At 54.3% G+C, this 23,847-nt stretch carries 24 protein-coding genes and 1 tRNA gene; 2 read left to right on the forward strand and 23 right to left on the reverse strand.

Annotation, left to right across the window (positions count from 1 at the left end):
* From ybeY to ACMTNU_RS08275, 9 genes are all read right to left on the reverse strand, one after another.
* Positions 1 to 495, reverse strand: coding sequence for an rRNA maturation RNase YbeY (gene ybeY / locus ACMTNU_RS08235; RefSeq protein WP_413934756.1), 495 nt, complete (start codon positions 493 to 495; stop codon positions 1 to 3).
* On the reverse strand, positions 495 to 1,553 hold the full coding sequence (locus ACMTNU_RS08240; protein WP_413934757.1) for a PhoH family protein: 1,059 nt from the start codon (positions 1,551 to 1,553) through the stop codon (positions 495 to 497). The genes ybeY and ACMTNU_RS08240 overlap by 1 nt, the downstream gene beginning before the upstream one ends.
* 118 nt (positions 1,554 to 1,671) lie before the next feature.
* Entirely contained in the window at positions 1,672 to 2,691 is a 1,020-nt protein-coding gene (locus ACMTNU_RS08245; RefSeq protein WP_413934758.1) for a putative Ig domain-containing protein, read from the reverse strand.
* Positions 2,676 to 7,043 (reverse strand): pilus assembly protein, encoded by a 4,368-nt coding sequence (locus ACMTNU_RS08250; RefSeq protein WP_413934759.1) that lies wholly within the window; start codon positions 7,041 to 7,043, stop codon positions 2,676 to 2,678. The genes ACMTNU_RS08245 and ACMTNU_RS08250 overlap by 16 nt, the downstream gene beginning before the upstream one ends.
* Before the next feature lie 96 nt (positions 7,044 to 7,139).
* Positions 7,140 to 7,463: a hypothetical protein gene (locus tag ACMTNU_RS08255; RefSeq protein WP_413934760.1), complete on the reverse strand. Its 324-nt coding sequence runs from the start codon at positions 7,461 to 7,463 to the stop codon at positions 7,140 to 7,142.
* 11 nt (positions 7,464 to 7,474) lie between these two features.
* Positions 7,475 to 8,080, reverse strand: a complete 606-nt coding sequence (locus ACMTNU_RS08260; RefSeq protein ID WP_413934761.1) for a hypothetical protein — start codon at positions 8,078 to 8,080, stop codon at positions 7,475 to 7,477.
* 35 nt (positions 8,081 to 8,115) lie between these two features.
* Complete coding sequence (locus ACMTNU_RS08265) at positions 8,116 to 9,231, reverse strand: PilW family protein (RefSeq protein ID WP_413934762.1); 1,116 nt, start codon at positions 9,229 to 9,231, stop codon at positions 8,116 to 8,118.
* Between the two features lie 21 nt (positions 9,232 to 9,252).
* A complete protein-coding gene (locus tag ACMTNU_RS08270) occupies positions 9,253 to 9,759 on the reverse strand; it encodes a type IV pilus modification PilV family protein (RefSeq protein WP_413934763.1) in 507 nt (168 codons plus the stop codon).
* Between the two features lie 25 nt (positions 9,760 to 9,784).
* Complete coding sequence (locus ACMTNU_RS08275; protein ID WP_413934764.1) at positions 9,785 to 10,246, reverse strand: Tfp pilus assembly protein FimT/FimU; 462 nt, start codon at positions 10,244 to 10,246, stop codon at positions 9,785 to 9,787.
* Between the two features lie 322 nt (positions 10,247 to 10,568).
* Here ACMTNU_RS08275 and ACMTNU_RS08280 point away from each other — a divergent pair, with 322 nt between their 5' ends.
* Complete coding sequence (locus ACMTNU_RS08280; RefSeq protein WP_413934765.1) at positions 10,569 to 10,889, forward strand: PilZ domain-containing protein; 321 nt, start codon at positions 10,569 to 10,571, stop codon at positions 10,887 to 10,889.
* A gap of 20 nt (positions 10,890 to 10,909) precedes the next feature.
* On the opposite strand, the gene ACMTNU_RS08285 is transcribed toward ACMTNU_RS08280, so the two are convergent.
* From ACMTNU_RS08285 to ACMTNU_RS08310, 6 genes are all read right to left on the reverse strand, one after another.
* Positions 10,910 to 12,664, reverse strand: a complete 1,755-nt coding sequence (locus tag ACMTNU_RS08285; RefSeq protein ID WP_413934766.1) for a GspE/PulE family protein — start codon at positions 12,662 to 12,664, stop codon at positions 10,910 to 10,912.
* A gap of 146 nt (positions 12,665 to 12,810) precedes the next feature.
* Positions 12,811 to 14,280 carry a hypothetical protein gene (locus ACMTNU_RS08290; protein WP_413934767.1) on the reverse strand — a complete coding sequence of 490 codons (1,470 nt, stop codon included), beginning with the start codon at positions 14,278 to 14,280 and terminating at the stop codon, positions 12,811 to 12,813.
* A gap of 15 nt (positions 14,281 to 14,295) precedes the next feature.
* On the reverse strand, positions 14,296 to 15,054 hold the full coding sequence (locus tag ACMTNU_RS08295) for a PilW family protein (protein WP_413934768.1): 759 nt from the start codon (positions 15,052 to 15,054) through the stop codon (positions 14,296 to 14,298).
* Positions 15,051 to 15,536, reverse strand: coding sequence for a type IV pilus modification PilV family protein (locus ACMTNU_RS08300; protein ID WP_413934769.1), 486 nt, complete (start codon positions 15,534 to 15,536; stop codon positions 15,051 to 15,053). Before ACMTNU_RS08300 ends, ACMTNU_RS08295 begins: the two co-directional genes overlap by 4 nt.
* The gene (locus ACMTNU_RS08305; protein ID WP_413934770.1) at positions 15,533 to 15,964 is read right to left on the reverse strand and encodes a GspH/FimT family pseudopilin; all 432 of its coding nucleotides are present in this window, start codon (positions 15,962 to 15,964) and stop codon (positions 15,533 to 15,535) included. The genes ACMTNU_RS08300 and ACMTNU_RS08305 overlap by 4 nt, the downstream gene beginning before the upstream one ends.
* A 288-nt stretch (positions 15,965 to 16,252) precedes the next feature.
* A complete protein-coding gene (locus ACMTNU_RS08310) occupies positions 16,253 to 17,038 on the reverse strand; it encodes a prepilin peptidase (RefSeq protein ID WP_413934771.1) in 786 nt (261 codons plus the stop codon).
* Positions 17,039 to 17,194: 156 nt separating this feature from the next.
* On the opposite strand from ACMTNU_RS08310, the gene ACMTNU_RS08315 reads away from it, so the two are divergent.
* On the forward strand, positions 17,195 to 17,473 hold the full coding sequence (locus ACMTNU_RS08315) for a LuxR C-terminal-related transcriptional regulator (protein WP_413934772.1): 279 nt from the start codon (positions 17,195 to 17,197) through the stop codon (positions 17,471 to 17,473).
* Here ACMTNU_RS08315 and rlmB read toward each other — a convergent pair.
* The 8 genes from rlmB to cimA form a co-directional block, all read right to left on the reverse strand.
* The gene (gene rlmB / locus ACMTNU_RS08320; RefSeq protein WP_413934773.1) at positions 17,429 to 18,250 is read right to left on the reverse strand and encodes a 23S rRNA (guanosine(2251)-2'-O)-methyltransferase RlmB; all 822 of its coding nucleotides are present in this window, start codon (positions 18,248 to 18,250) and stop codon (positions 17,429 to 17,431) included. The genes ACMTNU_RS08315 and rlmB overlap by 45 nt on opposite strands.
* Positions 18,225 to 19,694 carry a cysteine--tRNA ligase gene (gene cysS, locus ACMTNU_RS08325; protein WP_413934839.1) on the reverse strand — a complete coding sequence of 490 codons (1,470 nt, stop codon included), beginning with the start codon at positions 19,692 to 19,694 and terminating at the stop codon, positions 18,225 to 18,227. The genes rlmB and cysS overlap by 26 nt, the downstream gene beginning before the upstream one ends.
* A gap of 2 nt (positions 19,695 to 19,696) precedes the next feature.
* A complete protein-coding gene (locus tag ACMTNU_RS08330) occupies positions 19,697 to 20,338 on the reverse strand; it encodes a DedA family protein (protein ID WP_413934774.1) in 642 nt (213 codons plus the stop codon).
* On the reverse strand, positions 20,335 to 21,147 hold the full coding sequence (gene surE / locus ACMTNU_RS08335) for a 5'/3'-nucleotidase SurE (RefSeq protein ID WP_413934775.1): 813 nt from the start codon (positions 21,145 to 21,147) through the stop codon (positions 20,335 to 20,337). The genes ACMTNU_RS08330 and surE overlap by 4 nt, the downstream gene beginning before the upstream one ends.
* A 91-nt stretch (positions 21,148 to 21,238) precedes the next feature.
* Positions 21,239 to 21,315: transfer RNA gene (locus ACMTNU_RS08340), tRNA-Pro, on the reverse strand.
* 81 nt (positions 21,316 to 21,396) lie between these two features.
* The gene (locus tag ACMTNU_RS08345) at positions 21,397 to 21,747 is read right to left on the reverse strand and encodes a MerR family transcriptional regulator (protein ID WP_413934776.1); all 351 of its coding nucleotides are present in this window, start codon (positions 21,745 to 21,747) and stop codon (positions 21,397 to 21,399) included.
* Between the two features lie 42 nt (positions 21,748 to 21,789).
* A complete protein-coding gene (locus ACMTNU_RS08350) occupies positions 21,790 to 22,065 on the reverse strand; it encodes an integration host factor subunit alpha (protein ID WP_086426756.1) in 276 nt (91 codons plus the stop codon).
* Positions 22,066 to 22,201: 136 nt separating this feature from the next.
* Positions 22,202 to 23,788, reverse strand: a complete 1,587-nt coding sequence (cimA, locus tag ACMTNU_RS08355) for a citramalate synthase (protein WP_413934777.1) — start codon at positions 23,786 to 23,788, stop codon at positions 22,202 to 22,204.
* Positions 23,789 to 23,847: the final 59 nt, after the last annotated feature.

Consider the following 23,847-nt stretch of genomic DNA (forward strand, 5'->3'; position numbering starts at 1 on the left):
TCAGCCGCCCTTTATCCGTTGTCGCGTGCGGAAGGTCACAACGTGAGGGATCGGAGCGATGCGACGCAGAACGACCTGCTCCCGACGTGACATCCGTGCCGCTTCACGCCCGCTTCGTTCATGATCGTAGCCGCACAGATGAAGCACCCCATGCACCAAGAGTATCGCCAACTCCTCATCGATCGATCGGCCCACCGCTCTAGCTTGACGAATGGCTGTCGGCAACGAGATGACAACATCACCGAGCAAGCTTGTGCGACAGGATAACTTCTTGGGCATATTGGCTTCGCGTATGGGGAATGCCAACACATCCGTCGTACGATCCCGTTTTCGATAGTCTCGATTGAGTCGTTGCATGCGCCAATCACCGATAAGTTCGAGACTGAGATCTGACTTCGCCTCTCCGACGGCCGACAGCACCCGTTGAGCCAATTCGACCAACTGTACCTGCCGTACGTGATGCCGGGTGAGGCTCACACGAAAATAGACGGCCATCACCTAGAACTTTCTGTGTCAGCCGAAGGTGACGACCCCGTCGTGGAAGCGGTACGTGGGCGAGGATGGTGGCGCTGGGACGATGGGCTCGGTTCTCGCGGATCAGCGTTGTGCACGGCCAGGTGACGATCGTATGCCTTGATAATCTCCTGGACCAGCCGGTGCCGTACGACATCCTTCTCATCAAAGTAGACAAAAGCAATCCCTTCAATGTTATGAAGGATGTCCTTCACCTGGATAAGTCCGGACACGCGGTCATTCGGCAGATCCACCTGCGTGATATCTCCGGTAACAACCACTTTCGAATGAAAGCCGAGCCGCGTCAGAAACATCTTCATTTGTTCTGCCGTTGCGTTCTGTGCCTCATCCAAGATAACAAATGAATCGTTGAGTGTTCGCCCGCGCATGAAGGCCAGCGGCGCAATTTCGATATCACCCCGTTCAATCAATCGATTCGCCCGCTCCATTTCCATCATATCGAAGAGAGCGTCGTACAGCGGCCGCAGATAGGGGTTCACCTTTTCATAAATATCACCAGGCAGAAAGCCAAGCTTTTCTCCCGCCTCGACCGCGGGCCTGGCGAGGATGATCCGGCTGACTTCCTTATTCAGGAGCGCGCTCACAGCCATAGCCATAGCGAGATACGTCTTCCCCGTTCCGGCCGGTCCGATCGCAATGACGATGTCATGCTGCTCGATCGCTTCAATATAGGCTTTTTGAGTCGGAGATTTTGGGCCGACGAACCGTTTTCTGGTGACGATCATCGCCGACTTATCAAGAAGGTCCCGGACGGATGCCTCAGGTGTCCGACGCAACGCGGTGAGGGCGTGGGTGACATCTTCCGCTTGGAGGGCGATGCCTTCGTGTGTCAGGGAAGCAAGTTCAAGAAGAATGCGCTCTGCTTGGCGGACAGCCTCAGGTAGGCCATCGAGTGTCAGTTCTTCACCCCGTGCGGAGAGCCGCACGCCCAATTCATCTTCGATCAGCTTGAGATGACGGTCATGATAACCGAATAGGACGGCAGTGTTGGTACCTTCTCGTAGTTTGAGCTTACGCACACCCAGTCTTTGTATCCTCTCTTTTGCTCACTCTATCAAAATACGCCTCACACGAACAAGAGAATGAATCATGCGCCCATGGAGTGATGTTGCGTGCTCTGGAATTAACTGGTGGCGTTTAGCGAGATTGTGGCGTCGTCGGCACGGATACATCAAACTCTTGCCATGCCCTTGCTCCCTTCCCATCCGCTGCGATGATTTTGACATGATGTGTGCCGCTGATGCCGGCACCCGGCCGCCAGACCAGGTGTCCAACAGCACGATCAATCGTCATCCCACTCGGTCCACCCTCCAATTCAAACGACACCGGATCTCCATCGGGATCTTCTGCGCGAACGGCATATTCATATAATTCCCCGCTAGACATCATCATCGGGGCAGAAAGAATTTTCGGAGGATTATTGCCAACAACCAGCGGCGCTGCACGGAGCGATTTCCCGGCGCCGTCATGGTCATAGGGTGTCGCTTCCACTGCCACGATATCGCTCTGGGCAAGCTCCGATAGGACGACTGTAGATTCCGCTCCCTCCAAGACGACCTTGTCGTTACGCAACCAGCGGAACTGAAATTGGATGTCATCCTGATCGGCATCAAATGCCTCTACCTTCGCCAGAAGTCGGCTGCCTGCCGACGTGACCTCCTGTTCGAGAGCGACACTCCGAATGACGGGTGGAGCATTTGGGACGGTCACCGATGAAGATTCGAATGACACACCCTCTCTCTTCACATCGGAACGCGTCACGACTACATGAACACGATCACCTCGATGAAGGGTGGAGGTATCGAGTGAGGACACGGTCGCGCCTTGCACAGCGATCTTGTTGACGAACCATTGATATCGGTAGGAGGACGCCTCTTCTTGGGCCCCATCCTTCTCGATCACAACAGTCAGCGGTGTGGCTCGAACCATTGGGTTTGGAACGATCGCGACGTTTCTGATTCCGGAGAAAGAGGCCTGGTCAGGAGTTCGCTGACTGACTGGAGTAGAGTTCCTATCGTCAGGCCGTGAACAACCGGCGAAGACGGTCAACGCGACCAGGAGAACAAGCACCATGGGAGAGGTATCCAACAAGGCAGGGAGGGGGAAATCCCTCCCTGCTTCACACATTCCACTCTGCTCGGTTACATATTGATCCATGAGGCGAAATGCGCTCTTGGGTCAATCGCCAAGTTCACATCCCTTCCATCCAACGCACCGGTGCTGGTATTGATGAATAATTTGTATGGACTGGTTCCATCGGCACCTGAACCGACGTGGGGAACCGCTCCAAACGCGAGTCCATTTCCTAAAGATGTAGACTTATTCACATTGACGATCCCCCCTGTTCCGTTCGTAGAACCAACGATCGGGGACGTATGGGGGCCACCCGTCTTATAGAAGAGCGCATATAAACTACTGCTTCCTGTTGAAGCACAGATATCGTCCGTCGGTGTGAAAGTGGGGAAAAACACGATGCCTCCGAAGACCGTGGCAGCGCTCAATACCCGTTCACCTACCCCAGGCCCCGTCGCCGGCAGAAGTTTGGTAACCCATCCTTCTTTCGTCCCAACCAGGGTAATGAGTTGTTCCATTGTGGTCGCACCAGTCACCCCGGTCACCTGGTTGGTTCCGGCCGTTTGTCCGCAGTTTCCAAATCCCACGACACAGATCGTCGCGGTCGTCACATCGACCAGATCGTCTACTTGACATGCGGTGTCACTCGTCTGCGCACAACTCCCATTGATGACAGAATCTTTCATCCCGACAAAATACTGTGTCGACTTATCGGTTTTGTCTGCAGCCCCGAAGTACCGTCCACTGCCGACAAAGACCCAGGCCCGCGCGGCATCGTCGACCGTAATACTCGGTGCAGCCATGACAGGGCCCATCTCAACCGGTGATGAGACCCCGATTGTGTCGAGCATCTCGGTCGGCACTTGGTTACCTCCCTGTGAGATTCCCCAGGATGCCGCTGCTGTCGCTCCACCGAAGGGAAGCGTCGCCCCCATCGTCAATCGATAGACCTTGCCTCTCCACGGGGGGCTCCCATCGTTGATGGTACGCCCGAAATACACGACATCAGTCCGGTAATCCAAATTTCGATCGAACGCGGTCATATCGCCGAGAAATGAACTCCATGTCCCGACCGGAAAACTGCTGACCAGGCTGTTGGCACTCCCTGGCCCTGTCTTCATGTCGATCGCAAACGCTTTGGCGCTTTGCGTGGCACGGCCATCGTATCCGGTGGGCCCGGACCCGGCGAGCAGATACCACTTGGCATTAGTATTGTCGGCGTGAAAGTCGGTCAATGGATTGACTCGTACAACCGTCGGCACACTGATCGCAAGTCCAAGGCTGCTATCGGAGAACGACCACAGAAGCTTAGGTTGGACTTCCGGATTGGTAATGTCCAAGACGAAATAGGCACTATAGAAATACCGGTCTGTTCCACTGATCGTCACACCCATGGGTGGTCCGCCGCCTCCTGGCGTACAGGCACCGCAGCTCCCACCTAACCGGAACCCACCGATCAACACAGTGCCCCACCCGTTTGGATGGTCCGTATCATTAGCGAAGATCCTGACATCCTTGACCACGGGTGGCATATCGACGTAATACACATGCTGGTAGTCCGACCGCGTCAACCACTGCAAATGGGGCAATAGCTCGTAGGGGATGAACCCCCAGAGCTCTTCGCCCAGTAATGGACCACTACTGTTGTTGGTCGGCGTCCTGGTGAACCATCCATGTTCTTCTACTGTCGTTGTGCTTGGATCGTCTCCAGGATGGTAATATCCTGCGTTAAAGGCGTGGAGCATCCCGTCATTGGCGCCTACATAGACCACTTGCCGGCGCGTTCGATATTTTTTAAAGAAGTCCGTGTAGCTCGGATCTCCCTCGATGATGTCGTAACGATCCCTTGGGGCGGCTACGATCGTGGGAGGAGCATTAATGACATCCCCGAGCTTCCATGTCTTGAGCGTGCTGGTGCCGACCGTGAGGCGCCGATCTCGCAAGCTTGCCTGATCAGTGCAAGTCGACGGCTCGCAGCCTCGGATAAAATTGATGATGGCATCGGCCGTATACGGAGCGGCTCCGGCCCGAAGATAGGGACTCAGGGTCGCAGAGTTGGCCGTAGTGAAATCGACCTGCTCCGCAGCATCGACGACCTTATCATTGTCTAAATCGACCCACGTCAGAATCGTTCTCGTACCCGCATCCTTTAAAGCCAGCTCTTTCCCTGCCTCCCAAATCGGCTTCATGTCGCTGAGCAACTTACCGCACTCGTAACAGTCTGTCTGGGTGATGGCGCCATCCGAGTTCGCATCGTCCGCGATCCCATTCCCATCCGTGTCTCTATATTTGTCGACATACACAATGTTGGTTGCGGGATCGAGGCGTGTCTTTATAATGAGATCAACCTTGTAATCCTGTTTCCCGTCACCATTCGTATCCTCACGCATGTTTCCGAACGTATCGACCCAGAGACTCTGGGTGTACCCTGTCCATGTCACATCTTTGTTCGTCGCCACCTCAAGCGTGCTTGGATAAAAATAGGCTTGGTAGAGCGCCCCCTCTCCGGTACTGGAGGTAGCCAACACGGAGACTGCAGCGCCGGACGAACTCTTCCTAATAATACTGGAAAGGGTAGCCAGCATTTTATCCTGAATATCATCGACGTCGGACGATTCAAAATAGGCATCGGGAATACCATCTGCCCCAGTCGCACCAGTATAGTTGTTTTCCTTATCCCATTCTCCAGCATCCGGAATACCGTTTGCGTTCGCATCATCAAATGCACCCAATCGAGCCGTTTGTGCCAAAATACCGCGCCCGTTAATGTTGCCGAATGCAAAGAAGGTATAGACCGTGACATTCTGCGTACCAGGCAAGCAATGGCCAGTTACCCCAATTATCGCGATCGTTCCATCACCGGTTCCGCTGCAGGGACGCATGTCGTTGGTGTGTGCCCACAAGGCGACCGAATCCAGATATCCACTGCCGCTGCTGGCGTAATCGGTCTTATGTTCTCCTAACAAGTCAGTGAAGGGCGTCAATGGATGAGTATTGCACGTCCCATCCAGCGGACGGGGCGGTGCAGCACCATCACTGCTGGTGCAGTCGACACCGTTGTAGGCATTGTCCCGCAAACCAGTTGGAATGGTCTGGTCCTGCGTCGGCTCCCCATCCGTGAAGATGAGAATGAAGGTCTTACAGCAATTGACGACCTGGGAGGTGCTCGCCCAGGCCGGTGTGTGATTGGCCCCGAAGAAGTAGGGATCACGACCGCAGGCGCTGGTAATGTAGCCCGAGGGACAGGTCTCGCCGGGAATCAATGCGGAAACTTCACTGCTGCCGACCGAGCCGGCACCAGTCCCTTGAAATGCGACGCCATTCGAACTCCCTCCGGAAAACGCGATGGGAAATGTATACGCTGTGGGATAATAAGCGGAGTTGATCTGGGCCACGTATCGAACCGCATCGTACAGACTTTCCGCAAGGGGCGTCCAGGTCGTCGGGTATGCCTCATCGACCGCGTCGACCATAGCCGCCGTGTTCGTGTTGAACGTTTCGACCGTGGACCCGCTGAAATCGATGGATTGCCGTGAGCCGATACCTGTCAAGACTTTGATCCCATTGTCTGAGCTCGAACCATTAAAGACAGCGAGGCCGAAGCGAGCCTTGTCTCCAATCTGCTGAATCACCCCGGTGGGTTCGCTATACATCGCGAAAGCAATTTCGTTCAGCTCAATTTCAGCAAAACCGTCGCTATCCGGACAGCTCCCGCTACTATCGTCATTGATACACAGGTCGCCATCGGCCTCGAATTTCACGTAGAGATTCGCTGGATTCCCCGGATGCGCGGCAGTTGGGATCCGGCCGACATAGGTCGTATTGCCGGTGCCACTGGCATAGGGAATGGCTGGCGTCGTCTCGTCACCCGTACCAAGGTTCTGCGCCTTGACAGTCGGCATTGAGGGGGTGCCGGACGGTTTACAGGTCCCATCCGCATTGCGCACCGGCGATGCGCTCGGGTGCCAGCAATTGCCCCCCGTCATAGCCTTCTTGACGGCATCGAACCGACGAAAGCTGGCCCAATTGATGAAGTTGCCGTCCCATTCCGTGCCGGCGCAGGCAGTATTGAGGGCCGCTTTCCCACCGCCGATCTCAAATCGATTGTCGGTAGCATCCCAGACATAGCAGCGCAGGGGATCGGCGTAGCCGTTGTACCGAGTGGTGGCCACGAAAGTCGTGACGGTCGACGTCGTCCCGTCCGACAATGTTCCGCAGCTTGCCGATTCGCAGGCTCGGTTCGCCATACTTCCCGAATTGTCCATTACGATCAGGATGTTTGGTGTGGCAATATTCGAGACGAACGGCGGCGAAGCCGTATAGTCAGCGTTGACGCGTACTGGCACGACCGCGTGGACAACGTTCGGTGCGAACCAGGCTCCGATTACGACGAAGGTCATGGTCGCAAACGTCTTCACGGTCCATTGTTTCGTCATGTCGTCCTCCTGCTGCTCGGCCACTCACCTTGCGTCATTCTGCAGGCGCAAGGTTGATGAGAACCTTCTCCACGACTCAGATCAAGCTTCTTCCCTCTACTGAGGTCTCATCACCACCATCATATCGATCTCGCCTATTTTATTAAGGTGAAACTTTGCCTCGGACCGCAAGAATACTTCCTCCAAAGGGATCTCATTCTCCTTGTGATCCATAATCTTCGCGTCAGACTGGACTCGGTAATCCGTCCCGCTAATCCTGATCGATGACGCATACACGGCGTCGACCGTTCCCATCTTGTAGGTTGCCAGCTTCATCGCGGGTAACATCTCGCCCATCACGGACGGCGTGACGAGGGGTGAAGCAATCCCCAAGACGAACGCTGCGATCGCGTAGCCTCTGAGCAGTTTTGCCTTGTTCATCAGCCCACCTCCTAGGACGCTCCGATTTGTTTCATACAGGTTTCGCCGACGGTGCAGCTGTACACGGACGTGACCGTGCTCGTCGTCGCCCCGGCTGCGCTGGGAGCAGCAATACAGGTAATGCGATAAAGAATTTCTTTAAGTTCCCCGGCACCTTCTTTCCGGCGCTTGAATAATCGATCAATATCTCCATTCACTGTCAGCCCAGGAATACTCGTAATGATCAAGTTCGGCGTAGTTGCGGCGCTGTCATTGAAGTTCTCTCCAATCGTGTTTGCAGCTGCGGGAGGAGGGAGTGGTTGACCAGAAATTTCACTGTAGAGGGTAGCGCTGTTGGCAGCCGGGATGGGTCCCGCGGGAGTCGCGGTGCTGAGAAACTCGGTTTTTATTTCTGAGTAATACAATGTTTGTTGAATAATGTTCACCGCCGTCCCTTCGCAAGCCTCCGCGGCTGCAGCCATCGCTTCCTTGGTGCTGACGAATCCGGACATCCTCGTCTCCAACCCAGTGACGGTAATCGCGGAGATCGCCAACACCACCATCAGGAGCATAATGATCATGACGGTGAGTAGCGCGACCCCTCGCTCATCCTCCTTGTCTTGACTGACTCGTTGCACTCCTCTTTCCTCTCTCCACTCCATCGTGCAGGCCCTCACATATTTCTTGGCTGGATCACTCGGGTCACGACCCGACGCCTCAGCTTCGAATAGGTCGGCGCATCATACCCAGCATCGGCTGACGGGTTGTGATCACTGATGATGACCGGTCCGCTCGTATTGAGTCCCGCCGTATAGCGTTCTCCAAATCCTTGGTCCGGCGTCATTTGCCTGCCGACCACACTAATCTGGACCTGTTTGATCGCCTCAGGCGACATCGGCGGTAGATTCCAGGCACTATTGGTCACAAAATCGCTGATCGACGGTGGGCTCGTCGTATTGACCCCATCAATTTCGTCGACTACCCCATCCGGCGACGCGGGGTTTGGGGCCGCAGTACTGCAGCCATCGCAGCCGTAGGAGAATTGCATGTCCTCGATTCCATCGACCAAGGGCACATTATTTCTGGTCAGGCATGCGGTGCTCCCGGTCCCGCATGCAGCCGTCGTGGTTCCGACTGCATAGGTCACGCATTGAAGTAAATAGACGGGTGTCCCGGCTGGAAATTTCCCGTCGATACTACTGGAGAGTGTGAGGGAAGTTGCGCCGACTGTGCCAACCGCCTTCGCCACGCCTCCACCGATGGAGACGACAGACCCAACGGCCAACCCTTGACTGACCATGTCGGTAATAGCCGCCGCGGCAATCGGAAGCGCATTGAACGGGACCGGATCAATTCCTGTTCCTCCGACGTTGGCTGAGAGGACCCAGGGTGTGACAACATCGGTGAGAAGCGGCACGACCATCGAAATACTATCTGGACCAGTATCAGCGCCAGCAGGATTCTGATCTATGGGACGAAAACCAACCGGACGGGAAATGGTCCCATTGGTCACGCTGCATGTCCCGACAGTCGGTGCGCCTGGCACATTCCCCACATAGTTATAGCTCGCCAATCGCATATCACGAGCCAGCATTTCCATCGCCATTCTGACATTCTGTTGTGTCTCGACTACCTGCTCGTTGACCGTCGTAGCTTTTTGGCTCATAACCAGCATGGACAAGGCTGCACCAATGACGCCAAGTCCCACGGCGGTGGCGATCATCAACTCGATCAGCGTCATGCCGGCTTCACGGCATCGATGGTATCTGGTGGACTGATCAGTTTTCATCGATTCCAATCTCCCGCACCGTCATTCTGGAGCGACCACGGCTCGAAATGTCATGGTCTTGGACTGCATGGACGTACCACCCCCGGCTGAGGTGTTCCACGTGATGGTGACGACCACATTGCTACGATTCAGGGTGGGTTGACCTAATTTCGGGTCAGGGTCGGTTCGGTTGGCCGTCACAGTCCCTTGCACACCGCTTATGTTTGACGCTGTCAGAGCAGCGCGCCACTGCTGACAATCCGCAAGCGCCTGTCGCTGAGCAGCCGTGGTTTGTGGACAGGGGGTTGATGCCGTTGTATCAATGTTATGGTAGTCCAATACCCGTTGACGATTGCTCTGTATACGCTCCAACATTTCCACCCCAAAATTCGTGACCACCGTTGTGTCTTTTGACTGAGCGTTCTTCGCCATCGATGATCCCTGAAAACCGGCAACCCCCAACATAGTGATGGCTAGAATGGCTCCAGCCATCACCGCTTCGATCAGGGTAAATCCGCCCTCATTTCCGATCGTGTGCGGATGGTTCATACAATCAGTTTCCCAAATTGTCACGTTACGGGCAGGTATCCTTCGCACACCAGTCGACTTTTCCTGAAGGAGTCACTGCGACCGAATAGACCGTCCCTTGTGTGGGAGTTAAGGTAATCAGTGTGGCGGTTGAACCACCACCGGCCCGCAACCCGAACATATTGAATCCAAAGTTTGCCGCTGAAATACTCGCGACTCCCTCGTTGAGGGTGACCGGAGGAAATACCCCACCAAACGTCACTGTGGCTCTCCCTCCCGTCACAGCGGTCGTTACGGTGATGCTGGTTCCTCGGCTCATTGCTGCCGCACGGGCCAGATTCAGATTGCCCGCCAGCTCCGTTGCAGCTTGTTTCATCTGATACTTTGCCTTCCACTGCGTAAATGACGGAACCGCGATCATGGTGGTGATGCCCACGATGGCACCAACAAGTGCCATCTCTATCAGCGTAAACCCCTTGGCATCGCGCAACAGACCACCGGTCATCATGGGATTCCTCTTAAGAGACACCCTCTTAGGCTGGAGGACAAAGCAAGGGACATGCCGGTCCAAATGGCCTTATCCACGTACTTAACCTCTGGAATTAATGGCGTTCTCTTTCCATTGAGACTGCCTGGGTTTGGTCATTTTTCGTGCTTTGGAGCAACAATTTTCGGCTGAGCGGCTGTACAGTTTGGTACCTCCTAGTCAGACGCTGTTGGGGGAGTGGCGGCCGGATGATGCTGATCGGACCTGCTATGCTCGTGAGGGAATGGTTAACACCTTTGCAACAGCAGATCGTCCATCATCAGCCACAATGGAAGATCTCTAGATGTCTAAAAACAATCGCAAGCTTCGACGGTTTGCCATCCAAGTTCCATGTACATTTGGCAATCACACCTACAAAGCGGAAGGAACGATTTTGAATCTCTCGGCGCAGGGCTGTGCTGTTATGACGGTACAGCCACCATCGGCCTTGTCTTATCTTGCACTGCAGATTGATTTACCAGACAACACCACGCCTATCGAAATTGAACTCGCTGGCGTGCGGTGGGTTTCGGAGCACCGATGCGGATTGGAGTTTATTCGGATTTCACCAGAAATGGCGAACCGGTTAGGTTCGTTTGTCGCCGTACTCGAACACACTGCCTGACCTGGCCTCAATGCATTCAGCTACTTCACAGCCACGGCCCGGACTTGCCGGTACGTCGTCAGTCCCTTGAGTACTTTCTGAATCCCATCTTGCAAGAGGGTGACCATTCCATCCCGTATGGCGACACTGAGAATTTCTGCTGTGCGCGCCCGGCTTTGAATGAGATTCTTGATCTCTTCTGAGCCGACCAGGAGTTCGTGCAAGGCCACTCGGCCCTTAAATCCAGTCTGATTACAGACTTCGCACCCCGTCCCTCGACAAAGCCTGAGATCCTCAGTGTAGGTAGCCCCGAGCTTTTCCCAATTTCTCACCCCGTATCCCTGCACAAGCTCGTCAAATTCCTGTTGTGTCGGATGGTACTCTTCTTTGCAGTAGGAACAGATCCGTTTACAGAGCCGCATGGCGAGAATGCCCAACATCGCATCAGCAAAGTTAAACGAGTCACACCCCATATCAAGCAATCGTGTCACAGTTTCTACGGCACTATTGGTATGCAATGTACTCATCACGAGATGACCTGTGAGTGACGCTTCGATCGCAATGTCCGCGGTTTCCTTGTCGCGCATCTCTCCGATCATGATGACATCTGGATCAGCCCGAAGGAATGCACGCATCGCCGAGGCAAAGGTAAATCCGATCTTTGGGTGCACTTGTACTTGCCGCAACCCTTCTTGTGTCACTTCAATGGGATCTTCAGCCGTCCAAATTTTCCGTTCATCGGTATTGATGTGTTTCAATACCGCGTGAAGCGTCGTCGTCTTTCCTGATCCAGTCGGCCCCACGCACAGAAAAATGCCATGTGGATGTTCAGCCAGCTCCTTCACGGTCTGTAACACATCAGCAGGAAAATCCATCGCTTCTAACGGCATGGTTTCCTTGGCGGTCAAGAGACGGAGCACGACATCTTCATTGTTTCCTGCCGTCGGCAGCGTTGCCACCCGCAACTCAATTTCACGGTCCTTCGCTAACTTGTATCGGATCTTTCCATCTTGAGGTTTCCGCCGCTCGGAAATGTCCAAATTGGCCATAATCTTCAACCGTGAGACGATGGCTCGACGATAGGCAGCCGGAATCCTCATATAGGTAAAGCAGGTCCCATCGACTCGGAATCGAACCGCGGTTTCCTTACGGTCGGAATAGGGCTCGATGTGGACGTCCGAGGCCGCCAGCCGATATGCCTCAGCAATAACCTGGTTTGCCAGCCGTACGATGGCCGAGTCGTTTTCATCGATCTCTCTTCGCTCTGCTTCAGCGTTCCGTTCGCTGCCGGCCTCATCCACCAGCTCCCCAAGAATATCCGTGATTGAGCCACCAGTTGCTTGGCCTGTTGCAACAAGCAGATATTGTTCGATGTCCCGCCGAAGCCCGACTGCAAATCGAATGGTTGTCCCTGGAAACGCACGGCGAATATCCAAGCCCTTTTCGAGATCATGAGGATCATTGGTGACGACGTCGAGCACTGTGCCCTGACGCTTCATGGGAATCCAAGAACTCCTTCTGAGGTAATCGAAGCTGAGGTTTTTTAAGAGTTCCGGATCAATAATTGTTCGTTCGTCGTACGGAATATAGGGACATTGATAGAACTCACTTAATGCTGACCCGAGGGCTGGTTTAGGGACACGATATTTGTCGATGAGGACAGTCTCTAGATCAACCTCTCGTGAGAGGGATTCCTCCACTGCCGCGTCCAATTCAGTCGGACTTATAAGGCCCCTGTACGCGATACAATCCAGGAGACTCCGTTCCATAGTCTTTTTTCGGGGCACCTTGTTCATCGGGGGTCTCTTCAGCGTTGCGACGGAAAGGACTTCTCGTTTATTCTGTGTTCCAGCGGCTTGTGCAATCATTGTAGCTCTTCCTTGTGTCCCGACAACTAGAATACGTTTTTGATTCGTCTATAAAGTGAGGACCCCTTCGCCAATCAATATTTGGCGAGCCACGTCCCTGGAGCGCGATAGACAACCGGCAGGCCCCGAAACCACCCCTCTCCGATATCATGGTCATACCAGACTTCGAGGCTACCTCGTGAATCTGTTCCCGTAATCGTCCCGCTACTGACCACTGCACCATACACCTTTGCTTTTCCTGTCACCGTGATATTGCCAGCCGCATACAGCACACCGTTGAACTGAATCCCTGGGAGCTGAACCGGCGTCCGAGTCACGGCCCCATCGAAATTGGTCCATGGCGGGCTGAGAGCCTTGATCAGAGCTCCAGGTCCATGGGGATTGAGATGGATATGGCCCTGCATCACAATCGTGGCTTCGAGATAGGAGGCCTGCAAACGGAGTACGCCAAGGTTATCCAGACGTGGTGGCAGCTGGTCCAGCGTATCGATGAAGACCAACCCTTGTTGGTCACCCGGCATCTGAGACTTCAACACCTCATCAGGCGAAAGTCCTCGACCCGGCTCTACCAGACCTTGAGGATAGAGCAGCCCTTCGCGGTCAATCGCGAAGTAGCGCCCGATACGCTTAGCCATCTGCTTCAGTTCTTCGTAGGTCCATTGATCCAGCCGCAGGCCCGGAATCGGCGATTGTCCGTCGTGAATATTCGATGGCAGGCCCGGCGCCTGGTCTGGAGCCGGTTGAGTAACCAACACCTGTCCCCCAACCCACGCTTCCATCCAGCGATCCTCCCGTTGCGCCGTCTCGTCATAGCTCTGTCCTGTTACCGGTGCCATCCCGCTTTTGGTTGGAATATCGCTCTCATGACTGACCACGAAAGTTTCCCCCACTCGCAAATCACCCCAATGAACTCTGACCGGTGATTCATTGCCCTGTCGAAATTCCCCTAGATGTCGTGCCACTTGCACCGCAGCCTTCAACGGGCGAAGATTCAAGGCGCCTAGCTGGAGCAAGACGGAGTGCCTGACCGAGGGAGTTGTCTCTGTAGCAATCGTGGCATCTACCGTGCACAACAGGCCAGGATTTGATGGTGCATAGACCTTGACCTCTTCGACATGCCCTAAATGGCGCATCGCGCGAAAGACGCCCACTTCCGGATCGTTCAAGACCCGTTCGTCTGTAGGATTCACCGCAAGGAACGCGATATCTGGCTGTTCTCTGGTCCCTGTAAACTGTGAACGGCCATCGGGGCCAAAAAAAGACGGCCCTCCTTCTCCATCACGCTGTCGCTTCTCTCGGAAAAGCCTGAGCCGCGGATGACTGCCGGTCGACTGTGGATCATGAAACCACGCCACTGTCAGTTCGGCTGCCGCATCGGCAAGCTGTTGAGTGACGGCCCCCTGATTTCCCGCGCGAGCACTGACGACCTCCTGCCCGGATAGACTGAACAGGGCTGACGCTAAGAGTGATACCAGTAGAACGATGACCATCGCTCCGAGGAGCGCAATCCCTTGTTGGTTTCCTGTGAGAATTCGATGAGACATGGTCCTCTTCCTCGCTTATGATTGAATAGTGACATCCCGCAGCATCACGCCCCGGGGTTGTTCGGAATGGATTTCTATGACGACCCGTTTCACGTGGGGGATTGCGCTTGTTCTTGTTCCCCTGTCGTCCCAATATGACAGCCGAAAATCTAGAAGACGCCCGATCATCACGCTCGCTCCTCCATCGACCATGCGCATGAGTTGCGTGGTTCCGTTCTCGTCCCGCTTTGCGTAGTACACAACCCGATTGCGAACTTCCACCGCCGTTCCCGCAGGAAAGGTGGCCTCGATCGGCTCGAGCAATGTCAGCTGACTTCGTTGCCCTGCCCGTGCAAGCCGATGTGACTCACAGTTCGTAGAACTGCAGATCATAATGGTCTTCCCCGTTCCCCATCCGCTACCATCCTGCACGGCAATAACGAACTGCCCTGGGAGAAGCGCACCGGTCGTATTGGTCCGAAGTGCCCCGAGATTCGCATGGAAGAGAAGCTGATCCGGATCCGCAGTTTGGATCGAGTCAGCAGTGGCGAGTCGAACTTCCTGCTCGAAGACTTCCAGACCAAGTCTCATATCTTGCTGTTGCTTGACTGCTGCAAACTGCTTGTTCGCATGGGTTTTAGCCACAGTGAAGATATCCAAGGTGGCGGCCAGTACTGCTACGCCGATGCCCAGACTGAGCATCAACTCGATCAATGTGAACCCAGACTGGCAGACTATCGACTCGCAAATGGATGGCTGCTGAGTCGAGTTGGAAATGGACTTACTGAGATTCATCGTTGCCCCACATAACTTGGGTTCGCCCGCATCGTCGCCATGTGAATCTCCCGCTTCTCCTTGTTCCGCCCCAGATAAGACGCCGCCGCATGAATCCTGACCATACCGATTGCACTCAGGGGGCCGGGTTGATCTGTCTCGATCGTCCAGACTACGGTTATTCCATCTCGCTCGTACATGGCGGTATATATGCCGTCGCCCGGTGCAACATCGAAGCCTGTGCCGTCATCAGTCATAAGGGTCTCGGGAATGCCATCTCGATCAAGGTCGTCTTCCAGGAGCAACTGCCATCGAATAGAACGCTTCACTTCCAGCCTCCCCTGCGCCAGCTCTAACGCCCGACTATTCATCACCGTCTGCTGAGCGTACCTGGAAGAGATCTCCACCGCACCCAGCGTCCCCATCAAGGCGATGCCAGAAATCACCATTGCCACCATGACCTCGACCAGACTGAAGCCCTGACTGTTCAATGCCTGTTTCATAAAATGGATACCCGACCTGTGATACTCACGGTCAGTTTCTGATTCGGACCCGCTTGGCCATGGAGGTAAATCGTTGTCGCCGTGGCAGACCGTCCGCTTGGGTGAAACAGGATCTCCGCCCCCCCACTCGGCTCTTCGATCACAACTTGCTTGTCGCTATAACGATAGACGTGATGCGTGAGCCCAGTCTGGACAAACTGGGTGACAAGTTCGCGCTGGTCCAGGTCGATGAGAACCCGCACGCGATCGTGGTGAGTCAGGGCTAGTTGTTTGGCAAGACGGAGTTCCGAAGCGATCTCCTCAGCAGCACAGCGAACCTGGGTGCGGGAATTGAGACTCATAAAGTTGGGCAGCGCCATACTCGCCACGATAGCGACGATACCGATAACGATGAGGAGTTCAGTTACCGTCTTCCCCTCTTGCGTCATGTCTTTCTCTCCAGTTTTCTGTCCCATCAACTGACGGAGCGGTATCTCAAGACTCATGCCGCTTTAAAGTCAGCTCGATGTGGGCAGTGTTCTTGACGATGGCAGTATGAATTGGACTAGTGCAAGCTACTGGAACAACGAGAGAAACTTGCGCTTCAGGAGGATAAGGGCGTAGAGAACCACAGCTGCGGGGGAATCATCCAGAGAATGCGAACCACCAAACCAAAGAGATACAGTTCCCGACAGAAAAGATACAGTTGAATCGCTTGGAGTTAGCCAGCAGAGCCATTATCCCGTCAATAGGCTTTCGTACCAGTCAAGGAGTGACTGCCCAAAGAAGAGGGAGATCAGTGCACCGCAGACGAGAAACGGCCCAAAAGGGATATAGTCTTCGCGCTTAATCGCCTTTGACGCGATAAGGGTCACTCCGACGACCGATCCCAGAAATGACCCTAACATAATCGTCATGACCGCCGGTTTCCATCCCAGGAATGCCCCGATCATGGCAAGCAGCTTGATGTCTCCTCCACCCATTCCCTCCTTACCAAAGAGGTATGGGCTTGCCCAAGCAAGCAGCCAGAGAATCCCTCCGCCGACGAGCAACCCAATGATTCCGTTGACAAGTCCAAGCGGCAGGATCGTACCGGCGCTAATCAAGCCAAGCACAATGCCTGGGAATGTAATCGCATTCGGGATGATTTTATGGGAGAGATCAGTTCCTGCAACCACGAGGAGCGCGGAATAGAGCCCCAAGTAGACCGCTGTGCTCCAGGTCAATCCAAAAAACCCTAGAAGACTCACATACCCGAACGCGTTCAGTATTTCCACCGCCGGGTATCGTAACGGGATACGCACTCCGCACTGTCGGCATCGGCCGCCCAATGCCACATAGCTCAGGATTGGGATATTGTCGTACCAGGCAATCGCATGAGAACAGGTTGGACAATGCGATCCAGGCCAGGCCACTGATTCGTGCCTCGGCAATCGATAAATGCAGACATTGAGAAAGCTTCCAACCACAGCTCCGAAGAAACCACCGAATGCCAGCAGGAGGAGGTCGTGGCTGTCATGCATAATTGCTCAGAGTTCTTTCCCTACCTAGCAACCCCACTAGGGCCGAATTGCCGTTATTTACTTTTGTCAGGCAACGCCCCATAATTGCCGCTATCTCAAGACGATTGACTTCGAGTATACCTGAAACTGCGTACGATCAAAGGAGAACTCAACATCATGGCTAAGACAAGTGCAAAGGCTCGCCCACGGAAATCTCTTGCTGATCTTCAACCTCCGCCACGTCCACGCCGACCGGAATCTCTGACCTCGCGAGAGCAGGAAATTCTTGAGTTGATTTGGGCTGGTTTTAAAAATAAGGAGATCGGTCAGCGATTGAAGATCAGCGTGAAGACCGTCGAAGCCCATCGTGCCAACATGATGAAGAAGTTGCGCGTGTCGAATACGGCTCAGCTACTGAAGACGGCGATCCAGGGGGGTGCGCTCCGAGTCCGTTGAACGACCTGCCGCGTAGTTGTCCTGCTCCCGTTGTCGAACGACCTCGTACAAGACGATTGCCGCAGAAGCCGACACATTCAGGGATTGGACTTTTCCACGGAGCGGGATACGCACACACTCGTCACAGTGCTGAACCACGCCTGATCGAATTCCAGTCCCCTCGGCCCCCAAGACAAATCCAACTGGTCCCCGGTAGTCGATATCTGTAAAGACTTTCTTGGCTGACGGAGTCACACCGTAGATCCACACTCCGGCGGCTTTGAGCGAGTCGAGGAGCCTGCTCAGGTTCGTCACACGCGATACTGGCATGTGGTCGATCGCGCCGGCCGAGGCTTTGGCAACCACCGATGTCAGCCCCGCAGCCCTTCGTTCCGGGATAAAGACACCATGTGCCCCAGCCCCCTCCGCCGTTCGGAGAACGGCACCGAGGTTGTGCGGGTCTTCAACTCCATCTAGGATCACCAGTAACGGCGGTTCCTGTCGTTGGGCTGCACGATCCAGAATCTCCTCCTGAGTCTGATAAGCTTTGGCCGCAGCAAGTGCCACAACACCTTGATGTTTGCCATTAGGAACGAGGCGGTCGAGTGAACTGATGGGCTGGATGTGAACGGGAACCCGATGCGATCGGGCCAATTGGACAAGATCCGTGAATTGTTTATCGGTCCGAAGAACCAGGACCCGTTGGAGTGGCCTGCCTCCAGCTTTCAGCGCTTCCCGGACGGCATGCAGACCATAAAGAATTTCCTGAGAATCAGCGCTTCCATCGGCTGGTGCCATCGGGCTTGTCCTCGATGATGACTCCCTGAGCGGCGAGTGACTTACGGATTTCATCTGCTCGCTGAAAGTCTTTTCGATTACGTGCTTCTCTACGTTCTATTAACATTCTCTCAATGTCCCTTTCATTGAGAACAAGTTTGACGGTCGTAGCTTCCTCAATGTTTAGTGGGAGAGTTTCTGATACAGCACTGCCGAACTGCCACGTGTCCACATCAAACAGCCCTAAGACTTTGCCAAGCGAGCGAAATTCCTGTCGAGCCTTCTTGCGGCCTTCAGTTGAAAGGCCTTTATCGATCATTTTATTTACATCGCTCCGCAGGCCCTGTAACGTTGCAATCGCCACTGGCGTATTGAGGTCGTCGTCCATCGCAGCCTGAAACGCAGCCCTGCAGCGATCTACCGCCTGGTCTAGCCCCTCGCCCCTTACCGCCTCTCCACCAGACTCGCTTAAACGCCCGAAAAGGTCGTAGAACCCGTTCAGGGCATTCTTTGCCTCTTTTAAAGCTTGATCAGAAAAATCGAGTGGCCCGCGGTAATGGGTCGAAAGGAGAAAGTATCGGAGGATTTCTCCCGTCATCTCTTCAGACCATTCCGACTTCTCAAAGATTTCACGAATCGTGAAGAAGTTCCCCAGCGACTTCGACATCTTTTCTTGGTTGATCTGGACAAACCCGTTGTGCACCCAATAGCGGGCAAACTCTTTTCCCGTCGCACCGCACGATTGCGCGATCTCATTCTCGTGGTGCGGGAAAATAAGATCCATTCCACCGCCATGGATGTCGAACGTTTCACCGAGATGCTGCATCGACATTGCGGAACATTCAATATGCCACCCGGGTCGACCGAGTCCCCAGGGACTCTCCCATGCCGGCTCACCATGTTTACTACTTTTCCACAAGGCAAAATCCATGGGGTGACGCTTCCGCTCATCCACATCGACCCGCGCCCCGGCCTGTAGATCCTCAATTCGCCGTTTGGACAGTCGCCCGTACTCCGGATATTTCGCCACTTCAAAGTACACATCTCCGCCCACGATATAGGCCAATCCCTTGGCCACTAATTGCTCCGTAAGCTGGACAATCTCGGCGATATGTTCCGTAGCCTTTGGCTCTTCCGTCGCAACCCGGATTCCCAATTTACCCATATCTTCGTGATAAGCCTGAATGTATTTTGTCGTAATGGCATCACAAGCCACACCCTGTTCATTGGCCCGTTTAATGATCTTGTCATCCACATCCGTGAAATTCTTTACGAATGTCACGGCATAGCCGCAAGACTCTAGATACCGACGGAGCACATCGAAGACCAATGCGCTACGCGCATGACCGATGTGACAATAGTCATAGACCGTCACGCCGCAGACGTACATGCGGACCTTGTTCGGTTCCATCGGCTCGAATACTTCTCGCCGACCGGTCAGAGTATTGAAGATTTTGAGCATGATGTTTACGCGCCAGGGCTTGTTCGTCGTCTCGGCCAGTGAGACCAGAGGAAGTAGCCTATGGCTGCAGCAAGGACGAGTCCGATAGCGATGTCAAATTGATGAAAGTAATCCCGCAAATGTTCCCACTGTTCACCCATCCGAAGACCGATGTACGCCAAGAGATAGCACCAAGGCAAGGCCCCGACAAAGGTGAAGACGACGAATCGTGGAAAATTCATCTTCGCAATACCGGCCGGAAGCGAAATGAATGTGCGCACCACGGGAAGCATTCGGCCGAAAAAGACGGCTGCCTCTCCATATTTGGCAAACCAGCGATCAGCGATATCGAGATCATGGTGAGAGATCAGGAAATACGGACCATAGCGTTCGGCAAAAGGCCGTCCTCCCCAGACTCCCGCATAGTAGGCCACGATTGAGCCCAACACATTACCGACTGCACCAGCCAGAGTGACACCCCACATCGTAAACTCTCCGGTCATAACGAGGTACCCGGAGAAGGGCATAATGATTTCGCTTGGGAGAGGGATACAGGCACTTTCAACGGCCATCGTGAAGAGAATCCCCCCGTAGCCAAACCTCGAGATGCAGGCGATGGTGAATCGACTCAATTCACCGATGATGGACTCGATCAAACCTCCAATCATTTCCCCACCTGCTTCGTTGAACGACGGTTCGACTTCGAGATAGGGACATGGCAGCCTCGCCCCGCAACCACCTGTTCCCACGCTCTGAATTGATCCACCACTTCGTGGTGAGTGCTATCCAGACGGATTGGCGTGATGGACACATACCCTTCCTCAACTGCTTCGTGATCCGCATCCTTACTGCGGCTCCATGAAATTCGCTTGCCGGCAATCCAATAGTATGTGCGCCCATGCGGGTCCAGTTTTTCAATGATCGGATTATGAAAGCGTCGTCGGCTCAGACAGGTAATCCGTACTCCTCGAATCTTGGCCGAAGCTCGATCTGGGATATTGACGTTCAAGAGGGTTTCCTCAGGAAGACCTTGCTCCAGCACAAGCCTGGCAACACGAGCGGCATACGTCGCCCCGATGTTGAAGCGAAACGCCCCCTGCCCTTCCTGTGAGACCGCTAGTGACGGTACACCAAGAATGGTACCTTCCATCGCCGCAGAGACCGTGCCCGAGTACATGACATCGTCTCCAAGATTGACGCCTTTGTTGATGCCGGACACCACGATGGCCGGAGGTTTCGGCATCACCTTGAGAAGAGCCAGATTCACACAATCAACGGGAGTCCCGTTGACGGTGTAGGTCCTGGGTGCGACGCGGTGAACACGCAATGGTTTGTGTAAAGTCACGGCGTGAGCAACGGCGGTGCGCTCTCGATCCGGAGCCACAACCCACACTTCTCCGATGGCCGCCAAGGCTTGTGCCAAGGCCGTGATCCCTGGAGACTGGATGCCGTCGTCGTTGGTCACTAGGATACGCATGGGAGGATTACAATAAAAAAGCTGCCTGAGGCAGCTTCGACGGAACGAAGAGATCCGTGTTCTTCCCTCATCACTTCAAGATTCTGCAAACTGGTCGGGGCGGCGGGATTTGAACCCACGACCACTCGCACCCCAAGCGAGTGCGCTACCGGGCTGCGCTACGCCCCGACATGTTCTCGACTCTTGAGTCGGTGATTGTCGCAGATTCTCTCATGATTGTCTTCGGTGAAATGCACCGTCTCTTTTGATTTATGATGAATGCGAATCGATGATCTTCAGAATGACTTGGAGATCGCCTCTCAGCTTTTTGGCAATCTCTCTCGGCCTCAGCCGACGGGTAGCAGCCCTTCCACGACGGACCCAATACCGCTTCACACCTTCCAGCGTATGCCCTTCTTCATACAGCATCCGCTTAATTTGCAAGACGGTTTCGATATCTCGTTGGACATACAGTCGCTGATTACCTCGACTCTTCTTGGGTTTTAAAAATGCGAATTGAGATTCCCAGAAACGGAGTACGTACGAGGGAAGCCTTGTCAGCCGGCTCACCTCGCCAATTTTATAGAAAACCTTGCTGCCCAGCCTGGGCTCAGTTCCCATGACCGGCCTCACGGTGCGGTCGACAATGTGGGTGAAGTCGCCTTACGAATTGACGTACTTCTTGAATACCTGGCTTGGGCGAAATGTAACGACTCGCCGGGGGGTAATCCCAATCTCTTCTCCGGTCCGTGGGTTGCGTCCCTTCCGGGCGCCTTTGCTCCGCACAACAAAATTGCCAAACCCTGCGATTTTAACCGATTCTCCCTTCTGCAGTACCGACTTGAGGAGATTTAACACGAACTCGACGATATCAGCCGCTTCATTTTTTGAGATACCGACCTGCTTAAAAATTTCCTCAGCGATATCCGCCTTTCTCATGCCATCCCCCCTACATGACGACTACCCACCGCACTCTCTGCTAGGACCATCCACTCATGGCGGTAAGTTTATCTTAAGTTACGTGAGGTTATGACACCTGTCAAGAATAAATTTGGCGAATGCTTACGAAAATACTCTAGTTTTTGGACAGCAGCTTATATTCGATACTATCGACAAGAGCTTGCCATGTCGCTTCAATGATATTGTCGGAAACCCCCACCGTTCCCCATTTGTCTTTGTGGTCGCCCGACTCGATGAGGACCCGCACTTTCGATTCGGTCCCCCGGTTCGCGGCCAACACTCGGACCTTATAGTCGAGCAGTTTCACCTCTCGAAGCTGCGGATAAAACTTTTCCAAGGCTTTGCGCAACGCATGATCCAGCGCATTCACCGGCCCAGCCCCGATCGCTGCGGTATGCTCGACCACGTCTCCAACCTTGACCATTACCGTCGCTTCGGAAAGCAACGATCCATCCTCCTGCTTTTTCTCAACGATCACCCGAAACCCGAGCAATCGAAATGACGACGTGTGGCTCCCCATCGCCTTTCGCATCAACAATTCAAAGGAGCCCTCGGCCCCTTCGAACTGATAACCCTGGCTTTCTCGTTCCTTTAAGGTATGGACCAGCTCATCAACTTTGACATGATTCTTCGAAAGCATGATCCCGTAGGCTTCGATTTTATCGAGCAGGCCGCTGCGTCCTCCATAGTCGGAGATCAACATCCGCTGCCGATTGCCGACGCGAGCCGGATCAATATGCTCATAGGTGGCCGAGTTCTTCAGGACTGCGTGAATATGCACCCCGCCTTTATGGGCAAACGCGGAATCTCCGACATAGGGTTGATGCTTATTGGGCATGAGATTGGCAATTTCCGTCACAAACCCGGACACATCCTTGAGATGGCTCAAGGTATTGGTCAAGGCCTGGCGTTTCATTTTCAGCTCAAGATTCGGAATAATGGAACAGAGGTTGGCGTTTCCACAGCGTTCCCCGATACCGTTGATGGTCCCCTGTACCTGCTGAATGCCCATTTCTATCGCCACCAGGGAGTTCGCCACGGCCATTTCACAATCGTTATGGGCATGGATGCCGAGCGGCACCCCACACTCACGCTGCACCACGCCGCAGATCTCACGGATTTCCCACGGCATCGCGCCCCCGTTGGTATCACAGAGGATGACTCGCTCCGCACCCGACTCTACCGCTTTCCTGATCGTGCTCAACGCATAGTCCGGGTTGGTCTTATAGCCGTCGAAGAAATGCTCCGCATCGTAGAATACGCGGCGTCCTTTCCCGCGGAGATAGGCGATGGAGTCGCCGATCAACTCAAGATTCTTGTGGAGGGAGATACCAAGCGCATCGGTGACATGGAGCGACCAGGTCTTTCCGAAGAGCGTGATGATCTTCGTGTCGGCGCCGAGTAACGCGTGAAGATTCGGATCCTTCCGGACTGTGTTGCTGGCTTTCCTTGTCGACCCGAATGCGATCACATCCGCATGCTTCAGCGGAATCGTCTTGACCATCCTGAAGAATTCAATATCTTTCGGATTCGCGCCGGGCCATCCGCCTTCAATAAAATGCACACCCAGGCTGTCTAACTTCTGCGCGATCAGCACCTTGTCCTCGGCAGAGAAACTGACATCTTCCGCCTGCGCGCCATCACGCAATGTGGTGTCGTAGATTTCTAATTTCTCCGCCTGTTCGGTAGCTGGTTTCTGCACAGAAACTGGATTCCGTTCACGGACAGCGCGGGAAGTACGCGATTGTTTGGTAGTTCTAG

Origin of the sequence: Nitrospira sp. BLG_1 (genome assembly GCF_047338595.1) — a bacterium.
In the GTDB taxonomy this organism is placed as follows: Bacteria; Nitrospirota; Nitrospiria; order Nitrospirales; family Nitrospiraceae; genus Nitrospira_D.

Bases quoted from the DNA above. Each gene is read 5' to 3' on its own strand.
- ybeY (WP_413934756.1), bottom strand. From the start codon at position 495: ATGGCCGTCTATTTTCGTGTGAGCCTCACCCGGCATCACGTACGGCAG.
- ACMTNU_RS08245 (WP_413934758.1), bottom strand. From the start codon at position 2,691: ATGGATCAATATGTAACCGAGCAGAGTGGAATGTGTGAAGCAGGGAGG.
- ACMTNU_RS08250 (WP_413934759.1), bottom strand. From the start codon at position 7,043: ATGACGAAACAATGGACCGTGAAGACGTTTGCGACCATGACCTTCGTC.
- ACMTNU_RS08255 (WP_413934760.1), bottom strand. From the start codon at position 7,463: ATGAACAAGGCAAAACTGCTCAGAGGCTACGCGATCGCAGCGTTCGTC.
- ACMTNU_RS08265 (WP_413934762.1), bottom strand. From the start codon at position 9,231: ATGAAAACTGATCAGTCCACCAGATACCATCGATGCCGTGAAGCCGGC.
- ACMTNU_RS08270 (WP_413934763.1), bottom strand. From the start codon at position 9,759: ATGAACCATCCGCACACGATCGGAAATGAGGGCGGATTTACCCTGATC.
- ACMTNU_RS08275 (WP_413934764.1), bottom strand. From the start codon at position 10,246: ATGATGACCGGTGGTCTGTTGCGCGATGCCAAGGGGTTTACGCTGATA.
- ACMTNU_RS08280 (WP_413934765.1), top strand. From the start codon at position 10,569: ATGTCTAAAAACAATCGCAAGCTTCGACGGTTTGCCATCCAAGTTCCA.
- ACMTNU_RS08285 (WP_413934766.1), bottom strand. From the start codon at position 12,664: ATGAACAAGGTGCCCCGAAAAAAGACTATGGAACGGAGTCTCCTGGAT.
- ACMTNU_RS08290 (WP_413934767.1), bottom strand. From the start codon at position 14,280: ATGTCTCATCGAATTCTCACAGGAAACCAACAAGGGATTGCGCTCCTC.
- ACMTNU_RS08295 (WP_413934768.1), bottom strand. From the start codon at position 15,054: ATGAATCTCAGTAAGTCCATTTCCAACTCGACTCAGCAGCCATCCATT.
- ACMTNU_RS08300 (WP_413934769.1), bottom strand. From the start codon at position 15,536: ATGAAACAGGCATTGAACAGTCAGGGCTTCAGTCTGGTCGAGGTCATG.
- ACMTNU_RS08305 (WP_413934770.1), bottom strand. From the start codon at position 15,964: ATGACGCAAGAGGGGAAGACGGTAACTGAACTCCTCATCGTTATCGGT.
- ACMTNU_RS08310 (WP_413934771.1), bottom strand. From the start codon at position 17,038: ATGCATGACAGCCACGACCTCCTCCTGCTGGCATTCGGTGGTTTCTTC.
- ACMTNU_RS08315 (WP_413934772.1), top strand. From the start codon at position 17,195: ATGGCTAAGACAAGTGCAAAGGCTCGCCCACGGAAATCTCTTGCTGAT.
- rlmB (WP_413934773.1), bottom strand. From the start codon at position 18,250: ATGGCACCAGCCGATGGAAGCGCTGATTCTCAGGAAATTCTTTATGGT.
- ACMTNU_RS08330 (WP_413934774.1), bottom strand. From the start codon at position 20,338: ATGATTGGAGGTTTGATCGAGTCCATCATCGGTGAATTGAGTCGATTC.
- surE (WP_413934775.1), bottom strand. From the start codon at position 21,147: ATGCGTATCCTAGTGACCAACGACGACGGCATCCAGTCTCCAGGGATC.
- ACMTNU_RS08345 (WP_413934776.1), bottom strand. From the start codon at position 21,747: ATGGGAACTGAGCCCAGGCTGGGCAGCAAGGTTTTCTATAAAATTGGC.
- ACMTNU_RS08350 (WP_086426756.1), bottom strand. From the start codon at position 22,065: ATGAGAAAGGCGGATATCGCTGAGGAAATTTTTAAGCAGGTCGGTATC.